Annotated in this window: 12 protein-coding genes; 5 read left to right on the top strand and 7 right to left on the bottom strand. The window is 60.0% G+C overall.

Annotated features, from left to right (window positions below; genetic code table 11):
- The first annotated feature begins 1 nt into the window (after position 1).
- Positions 2 to 2101, top strand: a complete 2100-nt coding sequence (locus KLP42_RS23770) for a TonB-dependent receptor (protein ID WP_215570249.1) — start codon at positions 2 to 4, stop codon at positions 2099 to 2101.
- 63 nt (positions 2102 to 2164) lie between these two features.
- Positions 2165 to 3472: an NtaA/DmoA family FMN-dependent monooxygenase gene (locus tag KLP42_RS23765; RefSeq protein WP_215570248.1), complete on the top strand. Its 1308-nt coding sequence runs from the start codon at positions 2165 to 2167 to the stop codon at positions 3470 to 3472.
- A gap of 448 nt (positions 3473 to 3920) precedes the next feature.
- Here the strand turns inward: KLP42_RS23765 and KLP42_RS23760 are convergent, their stop codons facing one another.
- Genes KLP42_RS23760 through KLP42_RS23750 form a run of 3 tightly spaced genes read right to left on the bottom strand, consistent with a single transcriptional unit; the run spans position 3921 to position 8347 of the window.
- A complete protein-coding gene (locus tag KLP42_RS23760) occupies positions 3921 to 5078 on the bottom strand; it encodes an FAD-dependent monooxygenase (RefSeq protein WP_353844922.1) in 1158 nt (385 codons plus the stop codon).
- A 17-nt stretch (positions 5079 to 5095) separates the two neighbouring features.
- Positions 5096 to 6310 carry an MFS transporter gene (locus tag KLP42_RS23755; RefSeq protein WP_215570246.1) on the bottom strand — a complete coding sequence of 405 codons (1215 nt, stop codon included), beginning with the start codon at positions 6308 to 6310 and terminating at the stop codon, positions 5096 to 5098.
- A gap of 6 nt (positions 6311 to 6316) precedes the next feature.
- On the bottom strand, positions 6317 to 8347 hold the full coding sequence (locus KLP42_RS23750) for a TonB-dependent receptor (protein WP_215570244.1): 2031 nt from the start codon (positions 8345 to 8347) through the stop codon (positions 6317 to 6319).
- A 144-nt stretch (positions 8348 to 8491) separates the two neighbouring features.
- Here KLP42_RS23750 and KLP42_RS23745 point away from each other — a divergent pair, with 144 nt between their 5' ends.
- Positions 8492 to 9463 carry a helix-turn-helix transcriptional regulator gene (locus tag KLP42_RS23745; protein WP_215570242.1) on the top strand — a complete coding sequence of 324 codons (972 nt, stop codon included), beginning with the start codon at positions 8492 to 8494 and terminating at the stop codon, positions 9461 to 9463.
- Here KLP42_RS23745 and KLP42_RS23740 read toward each other — a convergent pair.
- From KLP42_RS23740 to KLP42_RS23725, 4 genes are all read right to left on the bottom strand, one after another.
- Complete coding sequence (locus tag KLP42_RS23740) at positions 9460 to 11166, bottom strand: ABC transporter ATP-binding protein (protein ID WP_215570241.1); 1707 nt, start codon at positions 11164 to 11166, stop codon at positions 9460 to 9462. The two genes, KLP42_RS23745 and KLP42_RS23740, sit on opposite strands and share 4 nt — an antisense overlap.
- Positions 11166 to 12842 carry an ABC transporter ATP-binding protein gene (locus KLP42_RS23735; protein WP_252193233.1) on the bottom strand — a complete coding sequence of 559 codons (1677 nt, stop codon included), beginning with the start codon at positions 12840 to 12842 and terminating at the stop codon, positions 11166 to 11168. The genes KLP42_RS23740 and KLP42_RS23735 overlap by 1 nt, the downstream gene beginning before the upstream one ends.
- A gap of 83 nt (positions 12843 to 12925) precedes the next feature.
- The gene (locus tag KLP42_RS23730) at positions 12926 to 15097 is read right to left on the bottom strand and encodes a TonB-dependent receptor (RefSeq protein ID WP_215570236.1); all 2172 of its coding nucleotides are present in this window, start codon (positions 15095 to 15097) and stop codon (positions 12926 to 12928) included.
- 117 nt (positions 15098 to 15214) lie between these two features.
- Positions 15215 to 16114, bottom strand: a complete 900-nt coding sequence (locus KLP42_RS23725) for a helix-turn-helix domain-containing protein (RefSeq protein WP_215570234.1) — start codon at positions 16112 to 16114, stop codon at positions 15215 to 15217.
- A 514-nt stretch (positions 16115 to 16628) separates the two neighbouring features.
- Here KLP42_RS23725 and KLP42_RS23720 point away from each other — a divergent pair.
- Positions 16629 to 17027: a DUF2946 family protein gene (locus tag KLP42_RS23720; protein WP_215570232.1), complete on the top strand. Its 399-nt coding sequence runs from the start codon at positions 16629 to 16631 to the stop codon at positions 17025 to 17027.
- Between the two features lie 255 nt (positions 17028 to 17282).
- Positions 17283 to 17780, top strand: a complete 498-nt coding sequence (locus KLP42_RS27315; protein WP_215570230.1) for a helix-turn-helix domain-containing protein — start codon at positions 17283 to 17285, stop codon at positions 17778 to 17780.
- Positions 17781 to 17800: the final 20 nt, after the last annotated feature.

Below are 17800 nucleotides of genomic sequence, written 5' to 3'. Positions count from 1 at the left end.
AATGGGGTCCCTGTCCACGCGCCGTCTGTGTTATGGCGTCAGTTTCCTGGCTTTGTCTGCGGCGCTCGTCGCTGGCGTTGCGCGGGCCGAAGATGCGAAGGAAAACGAGGAAGGTACGGTTCTCACGCCGATCCTCATCACCGGCGAGAAGGTCGCGCGCGACATCCGCAAGACTGCATCCTCCGTCTCGGCCAAATCGGCCAAGCAGATCGAGGAGGAACAGAAAGAGGGAAGGACCTCGGTCTCCGAAGCGATCTCCGATGTGCCGAACGTCGTCTACCCCGACAGCGTCAGCGCGCCGATCATCCGCGGTCTGGATACGCAGGGGCCGAACACGGGTTCGACGGCATTCTTCGCGGGAACCGTGCCGCGCGCCTCCATCAATGTTGATGGCCACTACCTCACCTATAACGAGTTCTACTTCGGTGCCTCCTCCATCTGGGACCTTGAGAGCCTCGAAGTGTTCCGTGGTCCGCAGACGACATCGCAGGGTGCAAACGCAATTGCCGGTGCGCTGCTGGTCAAGACGAAGGATCCGACCTTCGACCCGGAAGTGTCCTATCAGGGCGAAATCGGAAGCTATAAGACACGCCGCGCTTCGGTCGCCGTTTCAGGTCCGATCATCGAGGATGAGCTGGCAGGACGGATCGCCCTGGACTATTCCGGCCGCGACACGTTCATCGATTACATCAATTCCGGCTTCTACCGCGCGGGGACGGATCAGAACTTCAAGTCCTTCACCGGTCGCGCCAAGCTCCTCTGGGAGCCGTCGGAGCTCTCCGGCTTCTCGGCCAAGCTCACCTATTCCTATAGCGACACGAACCGTCCGAGCCAGGAAGCCGCGTCCGCCCCTTATGAGGACCTGAACCACATCACGACGACCATGCCGAGTTGGGCGCAGAAGACCAATGTCGGCGTGCTCGACCTCAGCTATGATTTTGCCAACGGGGTTGTCGTGTCCAACCAGACCCAGCTGTCCGACACCAAAGCGGTTCGAACGGTCGGGATGGTCAATAACGGGGACGCGGACATCGACCAGACCAACGTCTCGAACGAAACCCGGGTGACCTTCGGCGATCAGGAGGATGTGCTGAGCGGTGTTGCCGGTCTCTACTACGGCCATACGAAAACAGACGAAATCCTGTATCTGACCGGTACATACGGCACGATATCGACCTTCGACGATACGAAGGACAATGTCGGCCTGTTCACCGAGGCGAGCTACCGCCTGACCGATCAATGGACGTTCACGGGCGGGCTGCGCTATCAGGTCGATCGGATCCAGCGCGATGGCCAATCGGTCTATTCCGCCAACAGCGTTGCCTTCGACGAGACCTTCTCGGCCCTCTTGCCGAAGGCTTCGCTGGCTTATGAATTCAATCCGGAATGGACCGTCGGCGCGATGGTGAGCCGTGGATATAATCCGGGTGGCGTCTCGCTCAATCTCTCCTCGCGCAACTGGATGGAGTTCGAGGAAGAATCGATCTGGAATTATGAGATCTTTACGCGCACAAGCCTGCTCGATGATCGGCTCACGGTGAATGCAAACATCTTCTACATGGACATGAAGAATGCCCAGTTCAACATTCCGGTGGAAGTCTCGAACAATGTCTACCAGTCCTACACCATCAATGCCGAAAAGGCGCATGCCTATGGCATGGAGGTGGAGGCCAACTACCAGTTGCTCGACAATCTGGTGCTGAAGGCAGGTGTCGGCCTGCTGAAAACCGAGATCGACGAAATTGACAGCAATGTCGCCTATGAAGGCAACGAGTTCGCGAAATCCCCCGGCTACACCCTGACGCTGGGCGCCAGCTGGGACGTGACCGAGGCGCTCAACCTGTCCGGCCAGGCCCGCCATATCGACGGCTACTATTCCGACACGGCCAACACTGCCGTCTATGCGGTGGATCCGTATACGGTCGTCGATGTCAATGCGACCTACAAGGTCCGCGAGGGGCTGGATGTTTATGGTTACGTCAAGAACGTCTTCGACGAACGGTCTCCGACCTACATGCAGCAGAACCGAGGCATCGGCGGCACCGAGGCCAGCATGACCGCGCCGCGCATGTTCGGCATCGGTGTTCGCGGTACCTTCTGATTACCACTGAAAGGGGCTGGCTCTTCGGCTGGCCCCTTGCTTCACGAAATGAAAGGGCATGCGATGCGCAGGTCGAAGAGATTGAATATCGGCATGTCGCTGGCCCCGACATGGCTGAGCGGCAATGGCTGGCGGCGCTCCGATAGCGGCACGCACACCATGCTCGGCGCGGAGTTCTTCATCGATATCGCCCATCGGGCGGAGGCCGCCAAGCTCGACTTCGTGTTTCGCCCGGATACGATGTTCGTGAACATGGCCCTGCTCGCCAAGGGCGGTGGCTTCGCCAGCCTCGATCCGACCGTGCTGCTTGCGGCGCTGGCGCGCGAGACGCAGAAGATCGGACTCCTGTCCACCGTCTCCACCATGTTCATGCCGCCCTATATTCTGGCACGGCAGATGATGTCTTTGCATTGGCTAAGCCAGGGGCGCGCCGGGTGGAACATCGTCACCGCACTTGATGGCAACCAGAATTTCGGCCTCGATGCCATGCCGTCTTCAGAAGATCGATACGACAGGGCGCATGAATATGTCGAAGTCGTGCAGGCGCTGTGGGAGAGCTACCCTGAAAAGGCCATGGTCCGGGATCGCGAGACAGGGATGATGGCGGATCCGAGCCTGATCCGTCCGATCGACCACGCCGGCCGGCATTTCAAGGTCAAGGGACCGCTCAACATTCCGGCCTTCGGTCGGGCGCCGGTTCCGTTGGTGCAGGCGGGGGCCTCGGAGGCCGGGCGCCAATTTGCGTCGCGTTTCGCCGACGCGATTTTTGCATCGACGCCGGACATGCAGGCTGCGATTGAGTTTCGGCTAGACCTGCGCGCGCGGGCAGCGGCCCAGGGCCGCAGTGCTGACGACATCCGCCTTCTGCCCGGCTTGAGCCTCTTTCTCGGCGCGAGCCGTGCGGAGGCGATGGACCTGTTCGAGGCGACGCATGCAGGGGCCGATCGCGGGCGAAAGCTGGCCCATGTGCTGAACCTGATCGGGCTCGATCTTTCGGATTGGCCGGACGACCGGAACGTGACGGTCGCCGATCTGCCGCATCCCTTTATCACGCGCGGAAGTCAGACCCATGCCGAATTGTTGCAGCGTCTGATTGCGCGCGAGGACCTGACGGTGTCCCAATTGCTGGAGAGGCCCGAGGTCAACGGCTCCGGGCATTGGCGCATCATCGGCACGGTGGAGGATGCGCTTGCGGAAATCAGCCAGTGGGTTGATGAAGGCGCCATCGACGGCTTCGTTCTGACACCCGGAGGATCGACCGGCTGCATGCATCTTGCCCTCGAGCAGCTGATGCCGGCTTTGTCAGATGCCGGGCTGCTGCGCCGTGACTATTCGGGCGACACCTTTGCGCACCATCTGCAGAACCCGTAAGCGCAAAGAGCAGAACGACTTGCCTCGAATCTGATCCTAGAAATCTAAACCTCACCCAGAAACGTATCACTAATGCCGCCCTAATCGATCAGGACCTATGCGGCTGTATTTCGGCGTGGCGGCCGACTCGCCATCAGCGCCAGAGGCTCGCTCTGACGCAGTTTTGGTGGTCAGACGCCTATCCGAGACATCGCCACATCGGTACGGGCATGCGTCCGTTTCCCGACTTTCTGAGATCGCAGCCGTCAAATTCGAGCTCTTGATGGGATTTGAACCATAGACGGGTAGATCCAACGAAAAATGACTGAAACTTCCGGCTCTTCACATTCAGCGCACTGATATGGAGCTCAGGTATGCATATTTCTCGACAACCGGTTTCAGCCTGTTGTGTCAATCCGACAGCAGAAGATTGCCGCTGGCTCTCAGCAGCGACAACACTGGAAATTGTTCAGTTCGATCCTCTCCGTGCCAGTTCGATTTCAGACCTGATTGCGCTGCTGAAATATCTGCCCAGCCATGCGCGCGGCATGTGGCGCATGACGAAATTCCGCAAACGGAACGCGAACCAGCTTTGTGGAATGAAAATCGCCGCCATCTTGCGGCTTCTCACCTGAAGTCGGCCAATGATGGGCCGTAAGCGCGCCTCGTGATGCGCCAGTGCCGCGGTCAGGTCGCCGCTCTCCTTCAGCGCTTGCGCCAGCATTTCCGCAGAGGCCAGTGCCATACCCGCCCCCTGCCCCGAAACCAGTGTCAGGCAATGCGCGGCATCGCCAAGGAGAAGCACCCGGCCCTTCGACCATTGCGGCAGATCGACCATGGTCAGGCTGTCCACGACAATGGGGTCCTCTGCGCTCCCGGCTTGTTCGAGCAGTGCACGAACCTGAGGATGACTGCCTGCACTGATACTGTTGAGCAAGGCCAACTTGTCCGGCACCCGTTCCAATCCGCTGCGATCGTCGCGCCAGACATGCATGGCGGCCAAACGTCCGCCATGAAGCGCATAATATTCGGCAAGATGTCCCGGTTCCGTATAGGAGACGAAATCGGTCTTGAAATCCTTAGGAGCGCCAACGTCATAGACCGAGAAATAATAACCCAGCGGCTGGAGACAGTCGCCATCCGGCCCAAACAGCGCCTGCCGCGTGCTCGAGCGAAAGCCATCGGCACCGATCAGCAGATCGGCCGTCACCGTCTCGCCGCTTGCCAGGCTCACGTCAACATGCGTGCCTTTGTCCTTGAAACCGGCCACCGTTTCGCCGAAACGGATTTGAGCCGTGTCCGGCAGGCTCTCGGCCAGCGCCCGAACGAGATCGTTCCGGCGTATGGCGAGATAAGGAAGATCACGTATAAAATCGCGATACCGTAAACGCAGCAGTTCGCGCCCCTTGCTGTCTTTATAGACGTTCTCATCGATCCGGTATGACGCCGCCTCCAGCGTTTCGATGAGGCCCATGCGGCTGACGGTCTCGAAACCAAGGCCGGAGAGGCCGAGCATGTAGCCGTTCTGACGCAATTCCGGAGCACGTTCGATGACGAGCGAGCGCCAACCGGCCTTGTCCAGCCACCAGGCGGCAGCAAGACCGGCGACACCTGCGCCGACGATCACGGCAAGCGGTCTGGTCATCATGAAATTCCTCTCTTAAGGCGGTGTTCGAACAGGAGAAGTATAGGAGGCACAGCAACCGCCAGCGCAGCGGCTGAAGCGAAGGTCGCGGCATAGCCCACTTTCGAGGCCAGCATCGCGCCAGTCATGCCGCAGATGGCGGCGGCGATCGCGCTGGCGCATTGGAAAAGCGTGAAGTCGACACCCGGCTGGGCCGATGAAGCCAGCGCCATCAACCGTGCGTAGCTGACAACGAACCCGGCGGCCATGACCGCACTCTCAATGACAAACAAGCTGACAAGAAGAGACAGTTTTTCGTGCGCCAACGCTACTGTTCCGGCAAGAGCGGAAAGCGAAGCAATATGCAGGCAGCCGATGAACAACATGGCTTTCACCGCGCCAAGCCGGTGGGCAAGCGCCCCACCGGCTGCCGTGCCAGCAAGCCCCGCCACCACGCCGCCGCCGCCGTTCAACAGGCCGAGCGTTGCAAGCGGCAGCCCGGCATCGACCAGGAATGGCCCGGCAAGCGCCTGCGCCAGCCGTCCGCCCAGTTCGAACGTGATCGCCATGAGGATGCCGATTCTGATCTCATGCCGCCGCAAGGCATTCAGCAATCCGGCGGCGGTGAGTGGCGCGGTCGGCACGGTGGCCTCACGAACAATCGCCATCGGCACTGAAAACAGCAGCACAAGCGCGGCCAGAACGCAGGATGCCGCCAACCAGCCCAACACCGCATAGATGGCAACGAACAGACCGCTGCCGAAGATCAGGCCGAGATAGCCGCCGCCAACCTGCGCCACATTGGCCAGCCCTCGCCGGTTTTCAGGAAACTGTTCGATCAGGAAGGCATCACAGGCAATGTCCACAGTGGCCGATGCCAGCGCCATGAGGAGCAGAAGGCCGAGAATAATCGAAAACTCCGCCTTTCCGGCAAGACCGAAGGCCATGAGAGCCAATACCACGACCACTTCACCAGCGACGATCAGTTCCCGTGAACGGCGCCGTCCGCCCGTACCGATGCGCCATCGTTCAACCGGTCCGGCCCAGAGAAACTTCAAGGCCCAGACCAGCATCGCCAGTGAAACGAGACCGATCCGGTCGAGCGCCACATTTTCAGCGCGCAGTACGGCGGGAACGCCCAGGAACGTCAATCCGCCTACGAGGCTCTGGGCGGTATAGATGCCGCCTGCCGCGAGCAACAGGCGCGGCAGCGGCACGGTCGAAGACGCGCGCATGGCCGCTCAGAATTCCTTGCGCAATGTCAGGCCGAAGGTCCGCCCCTTGCCCAGCGTGCCAAGCTCATAGGCACCATTCACGTAACCCGACGTCTTGTAGGCCCTGTCTGCTATGTTCTGTACGTAGAGCTTTGCCGAGAACCCGTCCGCCTTCGCAAAATCGAGGCTGACATCGAAGGTCGCGTAACCGGCTTGTCCGGTGGTATTGGCCTCGTCGAACCAGCTTTTCGAATAAAGGTTGGCGGCACCGTTGGCCGTCAAGATGCCGTCGAACAGATCGTCAGCCAGCACATAGGCAATATTCAGGTGGGAGATGATGTCCGGTGCATAGGGAATGCGGTTTCCGTCATAGGACGTGCCGGTATAGGGATCGGTGAAATCGGTGAACTTGGAGCGCCCGAAGGCCGCATTGCCGGTCAGCGTCAGCTTTTCGGTGGCGCGCCATGCCGCCTCCAGTTCGATGCCGGTGCTGGTGGCCTCACCCGCATTGCGGATGAACTGCTGTCCGACCATGCCGACATAGATCTGCTTGTCGGAGGAGCGGATGTGATAGACGCTCGCTGACAGATCCAGATCGCCGTCGAGCAGGGTGGACTTGAAGCCTGCCTCAAAGTTCCAGTTCGATTCCGGATCATAGGGTGCCGCATCGATGGACGAGGAAATACTATGGTTGAAGCCGCCCGGCTTGTAGCCGCGTGAAACGACACTGAACAGACGCACATCAGGCGTCAATTGATAACCGACCGCGAATTTGGGCTGAAGGCTGGTAAACTCGGCATCGCCGTCAAAGTCAAACCCCATGCCCATGCCATAGGTGTCGGCGCGGAAAGCGTCGATGCTTGAGTGATCGTAGGTGGCGCGCAGCCCCCCTGTCAGGTCAAGGCGTTCCGTCGCATGCCAGGTGACTTCACCAAATGCGGCAACGCTGTCTGTCACAACATTGTTGGTGGATTCTCCGTAATAGGGTGCAATGGCGCTCTTCCAGCCCATGAAATCGTTGTGGCTGTACCACACCCCGGCAACACCGCTGAACAGATCGCCCTCATAGCTCAGGCGCAGTTCCTGCGAGATCGTCTCGTCATCCTGCGGCCACTCATAACGGCTGCCTGCACCAGCGGAGAAATCGCGTTTCACATCGCTTTTCTGATAGCCCGTAATGCTGGACAATGTGAAATCGCCGAAACGATAGTTCCACTGACCGGAAAGCGTGGTCACATCGCGTCGAAGATCGGGAATGTGGCCGTAGAGCCCGCTTCGGTAAAGCCGATCGTCCACATCGGCCTGGAACGAATAGAGCTCCTCGTGGGAAAGCAGCTTCTCCTTCGAGTAGCTGATGGATGCGTCAAAATCACCGCCGGTCGGCGCATAGCGTAGCGTTGCCCGGCCATAGCCGTTATTGGAAGTGTTGATGTCATCCTTGCCGGTCGTTGCATCGTCGATATCGCCGGAGAAATGACGGAAACTGGCTGCATAATCGAGATACAGCGTTTCCGGCACTACCACCGCCGTTCCGCCGATCTCCACCGCCGGTTCATCCAGCGAGAGGTTCGTCTCGACATAGAAGCGGTTCGCATCCTTGCGCCTGGTGATAATGTTGATTACACCGCCATAGGCATTCGCCCCATAAAGCGTACCCTGCGGGCCACGCAGGAATTCGACGCGCTCCACATCCGTCAGCATTTGTGAAAAAGTCGAGGGCAGTTGCGGCACACCATCGACATAGACCTGAACGGTCGGATTGAAATAGTCCGGCGAGGAAATGCCCCGCACCGTCACGTTGGAATAGACGCGGTTACCGCGATTGCCCATGCTGACGCCGGGAAACACCTTCTGAAGATCGTCAACCGTACGCACGCCGCGCTGTGCAAGCTCCTCACCGGTGACGACCGTGACAGAGGCATCAACCTTGCCGATCTCCTGCGCGCGCTTCGTGGCGGTAATGGTGATCTTCTCCAGAACCGTCTCGCCTTCGGCGTCCTGCGCACGAGAATCCGCACCGGAAAGCGCCAGAAGGCACACCGACGCCGTCAAAGCCATTTTTCTACCGCGTAACATATTGAATCCCCGATGCCTGCGAAATAAACTTGATCGGTGTATTCCAGTTAACAAATGCGAAGGCTAACGTTTTCCGGACGCAAATTGACGGAAACCGGACTAAAAGCTCACGCAAGGGATAAATCCATGAGCGGCATTGACACTTCGATGGAGGAAACGGCAGTTGCCGTCGCGATGCAGGCCCCGATCAGCTGGAAAGCATGCGTCGATGCGGAGATCGACCAGCTTGGCTGGCGCGAGGCGACGCGGACAGAGCAACCGGGTGACGACATCACCATCTATACGATCGATGTCACGCCGCCTGAGGATCTGGTTTTCCGGCCGGAAGGGCCCGCAACTTTTTCTCTGTCCGTCTTTCTCGATGGGGCGGGAACCCTGTCGGTCGATGGTGGCAAACCGCTGAGAGTGCAGCCGGGAACCGCCGTGTTCTTCGCCTGTGACCGCGTCACGCGCGGCGAGAACCATGTCGATGCTGACCGGCGTCTGAGCATCGTGGATATCCGCGTTGAAAAACCGTTGCTGGAAAAGCTGGGCGGCATCTCGCTCGCAAGGCTGGGCGGAGCCGTCATTACCGAGAACAGTCTGCCGGATCAGGATGTTTTCCTGATTGGCTTCAAAGCCCCGGCCGAACTCCTGAACGTCGCCGCCGATGTGTTGCAGTGCCGCTTTAGTTCAGGTCTGGCTCGCCGCGCCTATCTCTACGGCAAGGCCATACAGGCGGTCAGTATCGGTCTTGATGCCGTAACGCGACAGTCCGACAGTGTGCCGCTCAAACCCTTGACCAAGGAGGAGCTGGCGCGTCTTCACACAGCCTTGTCCCTCATCGAACAGCATTACAGTGCCGACTGGACCATCGCTCGGCTGGCCCGCGAAGTGGGGCTCAATGAGCGCCGCCTCAAGGAAGGATTTCGGCTGGCGATAGGCGTTTCGGTTCATGCCCATCTTCGTGCGACACGGCTTGATGTGGCCGCAACGCTTCTTTCCGCCGGTGCGAGTGTGACCGAAGCAGCCTATGCCGTTGGTTTCGACAATCTAAGCCATTTCAGCAAGGCCTTCCGCGAGGCAAAGGGCGTACTGCCCAGCCGCTACCGAAGTTAACTCTGCTCAGCACTGGCCTCTGCAAACCGCCGCCAGAGGATCCGGTATGGCTGCGAACTGCGCAACAAATCCCCGTGCCGCCCGCTTGCCGCAGCGCGGCCCTGCTCAAGAACGATGATGTGCTCGGCTTCAGCAATGGTGGAAAGTCGGTGGGCAACGACGATCACGGTTTTATCGCGGATCAGCACGTTGATAGCGGCCTGAATGAGATGTTCGTTTTCCGGATCCAGTGCCGATGTCGCCTCGTCCAGCAGCACGATCGGAGCATCCTTGAGAATGGCGCGGGCAATGGCGATGCGCTGGCGCTCTCCGCCGGAGAAGTTGCGGCCTTGCGGCGCAACCACGGTGCCGTAGCCGCCGCGCGCCATGATGGTGTCGTGAATCGCAGCCTGCTTTGCCGCCGCAATCACCTCATCGTCACCGGCATCAGGCCGGCCGAGGCGGATATTGGCGGCAACCGTGTCATGAACGATCTGCGGTTCCTGGAAGACGGGCGCATAGCACGCGGCAAGCGCATCCGGTGCAAGATCGCGGATATCCGTTCCGTCTATGGTAATTGCGCCGCCCGTCACATCATGAAAGCGCATCAGCAATTGCAGGCAGGTGCTCTTGCCGCTACCGTTGTGGCCAACAAGCGCGGTCATTTGTCCGCGCTGCGCCTCGAAGGTCACGTTGTCGAGCGCGTCCCGGCTTTGCCCGGGATATCGGAAAGAAACGCTACGGAAGGCGACATTGCCCAGACCAGTTGGTGCCGCGCGCTTGCCATGCGCCATTTCCGCATGCGCCATGATGCCACCGATATTGGTGCGCGCGATCCGCGCGAGCGCCTGCATCGCCATCAGCGCCGCGAAGTTGCGGGCCGGGATGACGGTGGCGGCCAGTAAAAGGCATGTTGCAGCAAGACGGCCAAATTCGCCCTCCTGCCCGGAGGACAGGAAAAGCGAAAGGCCGATGGCCAGCGCCGCAGCGAGATCGACCAACCCGCGAAACATCACCGCCAGCGGCGTTGCAAATAGTACGCCCTTGCGCGCTCCCAACCGCAACCGCTCTACCTGCGTCTCGAAGCCGGGCGTGGATTGGCGTGCGGCGCTGAAGGCACGCAGCACTGCCATGCCCTCGCAGAATTCGCTCATGGAAAGTGCCGCCTGTTCCAGTCCGCGCGCCCGCCTATTAAGGCCACGCTCAACCCGTTTCGCAACCAGCCGCAAAAGCAGGAAGCTGAGGGTGAGAAACAGCATTGCCGCAACAGCCGGAAGCGGCGAGACCGCCAGCGCCGACAGAAGCAGCGTCGCCATGGCCGCCGCATTGAAGGCTATGTCCGGCTGCGTGCTGGATGCCTCGTTCTCGAGCCACAACACATCTTCGCCGAAAGCCTGAACGAGACGCCCACGCTCCAGCGTCTGAAATGCCCCGAGCGGTAGGCGGATCAACCGCTGGAGAATGCTGGCACGCAAGTGAAGTCCGCCATCATAGGCACCCCGATAGCCAGCGGTCGTCGTCTGGCGCATGACAAGCCAGCGCAGCAACGTGATTGCCACCATCATAGCCAGTGCCGTGGAAGCAGAGATATGCTCACCGGAAGAAACCCTCAGGAGGCAGAGGGCAGCCGTCGTTGCTTGCAGGGCAAACAGCACACCATCGACAAGCCGTGCTGCAAGCAGACGATCCTGTCGCAAGCTGGAATAGGAGTCTTTCTTCCACATCACGAGGAACCCCGAAGCCTGAAACAGAGGGCTGCGCAATGCGTCTGCCATTGCCGCGCGTAAAGCCCGTCGAACGCGATGAGTTCTTCATGCGTTCCCTGTTCGGCAATGCGCCCGTCGTGCAGAAAAACAATCCGGTCGAAATGGCGCACCGTCGATAGCCGATGGGCGATAGCGATGACGGTTTTGCCGCGCATCGCCTCTTCCAACGCCTTCTGGATTTCAAATTCGCTTTCGGGGTCGGCATAGGCCGTGGCCTCATCCAGAACGAGGATCGGGGCGTCCTTCAAGATCGCGCGCGCCAGCGCGATCCGCTGCCTCTGTCCGCCGGAAAGCCCGCCACCATTGCGAAGAACCGTGTCGTAGCCATCGGGTAGCACGCGAATAAACGCATCCGCCTGCGCCCGCTGCGCGGCGGCAATGATGTCCGCCTCACTCGCAAGCGGCCTTCCAAGCGCAATATTCTCACGAATTGTCGAGGAAAACAGGAAGACGTCCTGAAACATGGCTGACATTTGGGCAGCCAGCACGTCCGTATCGAACTCCCGTATATCCCGGCCGCCGAGCGTGATGCGCCCCTCCTGCGCATCCTGAAATCGCAGCAGCAGGCGCGCCAGCGTCGATTTTCCCGAACCGCTCGGACCGACCAGCGCCACCCGGCAACCCTGCGGAATATCGAGTGTGATGCCACAAAGGCCGAAGCCTTCACCATGGGAGAAGGTGAGGTTTTCAATCGACAGGTCACAGGACGTCACGGCTTTTTGGGCTCCTTGCGGCATCGGCCTCATGCCGGCGAGCGCCGAAATGCGTGCAAGCGTGACAGCATGAATGCGCAAGCGCCCCATTGCGCCGAAGAGCCGCGCAGCGATGGAGGTGAGCCCGAAAGCCGCCATCAGGAAGAAGGCGAGTGTGGCGATATCGGTTTCTTGACGGCCGAGCAAAAAAAGCCCAAGCGGCAGAACGAAGACGAGCGTTGATGTAGTCGCCAGAAAGAAGGCGGTGACCCCGCTCATGCTGAAGGCCAGCCATTGCCCGACTACAGCGCGATACTCTGAAAAGGCTTGTTCCGGCCGCCGGAGCGCGCTCTGCCGCACATTATAGGCCTTGATGAGCGGTATCACCGAAACCGCCTCCTGCAAGGCGGCGGCAATCTCGGCCTGCGCCTGCATGAAGCGCTGGGAAAGACCATCGTCGCGACGCATGATCGTGCCGAAGGCGACCGCACCCACTATGATCGGCCACAGTGTCGCGATGGCCAGCCGCCAGTCGAGCGCCAGCATAGCCAGCATGATTGCCAATGGTGCAACGATCGCGGCGGCGAGATCGGGCACGAGATGGGCAATGCCATCCTCCATGCGCTCGACATCCTCCATCAGCACGCGGCGAATGGCACCGGGCTCCAACCGTTCCACATCGCCAAGGGGGGCGGACAGAAGCGTGCGACCGATCAACCGGCGCAGCGCGGCCTGAACATCGATGGCCACCAGATGCGAAACAAGGGCAGAGACCATTTGCGCCGCATGGGCCGCAACGACAGCCACCAGAAGTCCGCCGACGAGGGGGATAAGGCCCCCTGCCCGACCACCTGCGAGAGTTCCGATGGCCAGCGAGGCGAAGATCGCCGGCGCGATTTCCAGCGCTGCCGCAAGCACCGAGCAGCAGACCGCAACGGCCATTGCCGGACGGTGCGGGGCCAGAAGCTCGCCGAGCGTGAACATGGCACCGCCAGCGGGAACAGAAATTTCCCTGTGCGCCATGGTCAGAACTTGAGCTTGAACCCGCCACCAATCGTCAGCGGATCGCCAGCATTCACGAGCGTTCCCATCCCGAGATCGGCAGCGAGCGCACGATAGCGCTTGTCACCGATGTTCCTCGCGTAGATGTAAGCCGCGTAGCGGTCGTTCTCCAGCGCCGCATAGGCATTATAGAGCCCGTAGCCTGGCTGTCTGACCGTATTCTGCACATCGAAATAATAGGCCGAGCGGAACTGGTAGGAGAGGCCCGCCTTGCCAACCAGGTCGCTCCAGCCGGTTTCCCACTGGTAGTCGATCCCGGCCGAGCCCGTGAATTTGGAGACGAACTGCTGCTGGTTGCCGCTGACATCCACCGTGCCCGACCCGTTAAGGGCGCGGGCATTGGCAAATTCTTTGTAAGTGGCATCGGCATAGCCGGCGGCAGCGCGCAGGCTCCACTGGTCGGTCATCTGGAAGCGGCCGGCAATCTCTCCGCCCCAAGATTGGCTGCGCGGCGCGTTCATCAGCGGCGTCGTACTGGTCATGGCATTGAAGCCCTGCACCTGCTGGTCGCGCCAGTCGATATAAAACACCGAGGCATCAAGGCTCAGGCGTCCAGCAATATCCTCCGCCTTCAGTCCTGCCTCATAGCTGATGAGCTTTTCGGCACCATAGGCACCCTCGTCACCCGAGCCGACGAATCCGGCATTAAAGCCGCCGGACTTGTAGCCAGTGGCGACGCCGGCATAGAGATTGACATCATCGGTGACGGCAAACTGAAGACCGGCGCGCGGCGTCGCATAGACCTTGGAGAGGCTGTCGGAATAGCCATGGGCGAAAGCACCGGTGAGACCGAGCATTGTTGCCGTGGCATTTGCGCTAAAGTCATAGTCGAAGCGTTTCCGATCGTAGCCGACGCGCAGGCCGCCATAAAGCTTCCAGCGGTCGCTCAACGCATATGTGCCGTCGGCAAAGGCCGAAACCGAACTTGTATCGGTCTCTCCGCGGCTGTAGAGCGTCGCTTCGCCACCGGTAAAGCTGCTGTTCGCACCATATTCACGCGTGGCCGAGGAGTATTCGCCATATAGCCCGGCGACCCAGTCGAGGCGCTCATTGCCTTCTGAAACATAGCGCAGTTCCTGCGAAAACTGCCGATAGGTGCCTTCATAGGGATTTTCCGAGCGATAGCGAAAGCCCGGGAAGCCATAGGACTGGAACAAGGCATCGTAAGCGGCAAAATAGCCGACCGGGAAACCGTTGCCCGCCACTTCGACCTTGCTCGTCTGGAACCCTGTTTGCGACACGATCTTGTCGCCATTGTCGAGATGATAGGTGAACTGCCCGGAGACTGTTGCCAGATTGCTTTTGATGCGGCTGGGATCATCGATGGCGACGCTGTTGCTGCCCGCCAGGAAATCGGCCTCCGGCATGCCGAACATCTCGGCATCAAGAGTCTGGCGTTCCATCTCCACGCTTCCTATGAATTCCAGACTATCCGTGACATCGCCGGCGATGCTCAGGCGGCCATGAAGATCCTTGCCATCGCCGAGATCGTCGCCAGTGACGGTAGAGGTCGTGAAGCCCCCGGTCTTTGTAACGGACAGCGCTCCGCGCGCCGCCCAGCCACCATCGCCGATGGGCGTATTGAAGATACCGGTGGAGGTAACGGTACCGCGTGAACCATAATCGACGCCGATCTCGCCGCCCATCTTTTCCGGATCGGGACGATTGGAGATAATGTTGACCGACCCGGCAATGTTGTTGCGCCCATAAAGCGTGCCCTGCGGACCGCGCATCACCTCCACACGGTCGACATCGAGCAGCGTGCCGCTATGGGCCTGCGTGGAGCCGATACCTACGCCATCGACGTAAAGCCCCACCGCCGAATCGCTCTCGATCAGCGCCGAGCCGACGCCGCGAATGGCCGTGAAGGAGGTGTAGAGCTTTGCGGTCACAGCTCCGGTTACGGCATTCGGCGTCTCCGCAATTGCCTCTTCCCGCCGGCTGGTTTTCATGAGCCTCAGGTCCTCACCCCTTTCCACGGAAAGGCCCGCCGGCACATCCTTGCTTTCCGTTTCCCGCTTCTGCGCCGTCACCCAGATCGTCTCCAGCACGGTTTCGCCAGCATCCTGCGCGAATACCGTGATCGGCAGGCTGACGCCCGCGAGAAGAGCGGCAAGGTGAAGTCCTAGTCTCATGTCATGTCCCCAGTCTGCGAATGGCGCGGATTATCGGGGAGAGAGACAGGCGCGTCGACGGTCAAGACTTATGCGTTTCGACAAAAACCTTATGATTTCTATCTACTTTAAAAAGATTCAATTTTTCAATCTGCTAGGCGGATAGCCAAAGTGCTTCGCAAAGGCTGCGGTGAAGTTTCCGGGGTGCTCGTAGCCTGCCTTGTAAGCGGCTTCGGCAATCGTCAAGCGGTCACGGAGGATCGCGTTGCGGCCAATCAGCATGCGCCTTTCGAAAAGATAATCGCGGGCAGTGATGCCGAAGGCCCGCTGAAAATCCCGCTTGAGGCCGCTCTGGCTCAGGCCAAAACATGAGGCGAGTTCGGCCAGCGAGTTCACCGCCACAGGATCGGCGTCGATATGCCGCCGCACCTCGGTCATGCGCTCCAGCCCCTTGCCACCGAGCCTATCGGTAGGAGCCGGGCTCTTGGTGGCCTGAAAATGCTCGGCGAGAATGCACAGCATGTTGAGCGCGCAGGCATCCAGATGCTCGTTGACGAAAGCGCCAGACACCGGCGGTCGAAGCGCCGACCATGCAATCTGCCGCAGGCGGGCATCCAGCTTCAGGCGGCGCACCATCAGCGGCTGGCTCATGGCTTGCGCCATCTTCTGAAACGAAGCATCGCCAGCCATGCGCTCGCTATTGTCATCGACCCAATGGGGCGTCAGCAGCAACTCCACCACGCGCACAGGTTGATCGGCGTGGATCGTCATACTTGTGGGTACGCTTTCACCTGTTGAGGTGACCCAGACCTCGTCCGGGCAGAAACCACCCTCAAGGGCCTCCATATTGTTGATCGCAAAACCTTCGAGAACCACCGAAAGGCAAATCGCCGGGAACGTACGGCTTTCATATCGAATCGGCGCATCGAGCTGCAGGTCCATAATGCCCATCGACATGCCGGGTTTGACCTGACGCCAACGCCGCGCCTCGTCGGCAAGTCTGGCGGAAACCCCGTCTTCGGCTTTGTCGGTCTCCATGCACTCGTCCCCTGACACGGTCAGCAATTCATAGATCGCCGCACATCCGATAAGTTGATCATGTCAATCATCTTTATCGTTTTGTCAAACGATGTGCAAAACGGCAATCCCGCACTTCAGGAAAGCTGACGGCCCAGACGGCGAATGCCTTGGCAACGGAATTCGTTGAAGTCTTAAGTTCGGAGCTATATCCAATCTTCCCCGGCAAGAGTGATCCCCAATGTAGTCCAATCCGGTCGCGGGTGGTTCGCCTTGAAGGGATTTGAACCATCTACACGCGCATTGGTCCGTTAAGCATTTCAAAATCCCACCGCTTCATGCAAGCGGAACTTGGGCTGTAGGGTCACCCCCAGCTGTCTCCCCAGTAACCAGCGGTACAAACGCATAGCTCTATATAGGCATACCGGAGGAATGTGCAGACAGACGACCGAGACCTCAGCACCTGCCCTAAGCACAGATGTCGCATTGTCCTCGATTGGAAGTGGCGCTATGGTTTGCCAATTGAGGGGACGTGATGAAGCGAAGCGGGGAACAGGCGGGAGTTTTGACGCGCATTGTGTGCGCGCTTGCTCTGTTGTTTGTCGGGCTTTCCCACAAACCGCCTGAGTTGTCTGCTCCTACACTGACACCGGCAGAAATCGCCGCCTACACTCTGCCGGATGGAACTTTGCCGGTGCTGTGCTTGCCGTCTGAAGACGGAGCCAGCAAAAAACATAGCCATGATTTTGGTAACGGTTGCGAAGCCTGCCGGCTCGCCTCCGCGATCCTGCTGCCTGAACCAACGGCGGTTGGCGGCGTAACGGTTTCCCGCGAGGCGGATCGCTACCTCCCGGTGCGTGACGAAGCTTTCTATCGGCAGCTTTTCCCCCCCAACACCTCACCACGCGCGCCTCCGTTTGGCCTGATTGCCTGAACCGCGTCCGCTTTTCGAGCGGCCGTCTTCAACAATCTGTGCCTATGAACGGGGCGGGACCGCGCTGTTCCGGCACATGGCTGGAATTCGCGCATGTTGAACTCGCTTTCGAGGGATGACGACGTTTCATCCCTGCACGCCCTCAAACCGTGTCCCGATGCCCCATGGACGCATCAGCGCAGCATCTCCGCAAGGACCGGGATTCCGCTGGCGCGTTCCGGCGCCCCGCTCACCTTCCGCCTTCGGCAGGGATGCGTGGCACTCTTTCGGGAACTGAGCGACAACCGTCGGCAGATCCTGGATGTCTTCGGCCCCGGATGGGTCGTCAGTGGCGAGTGTGTCGACCTTGGCAAATGCCGCGCGATTGCCGTCTGCCCGGTGAGGATCGAGTTCATCGATCCATTTCAAAACCGCAAGGCGATCACCGATGCCACCAGACGCATGCTTATCCGCGCGCAGGCGCACTGCCTGCTGCTGGGCCGCAAGACGGCGACTGAGCGGGTTGCCTCGGCGCTACTTGATCTGGCCGACCAGTTCTCCCGCCAGGGCCATGGCGGGCGCAGCAGCTTCCTGCTCTATCTCTCCAGAAGCGAACTGGCCGACTGGCTTGGCCTGACCCACGAAACGGTCAGCCGCTGCCTCAGCCGCTTCAAACGCGAGCGCCTGATCGCGTTTACCCAGCCCGAACTGATCACCATTCGCGACCGCCAAGCGCTTCGGGCGCTCGCGGCCGGCGCAATACCTGCAACTTGATCACCGACATTTCCGACACT

Source organism: Rhizobium sp. CSW-27, assembly GCF_018760785.1.
Classification (GTDB): domain Bacteria; phylum Pseudomonadota; class Alphaproteobacteria; order Rhizobiales; family Rhizobiaceae; genus Neorhizobium.
Note: the sequence above shows the minus strand (reverse complement) of the source record. Positions and strands in the feature narration are given on the sequence as shown.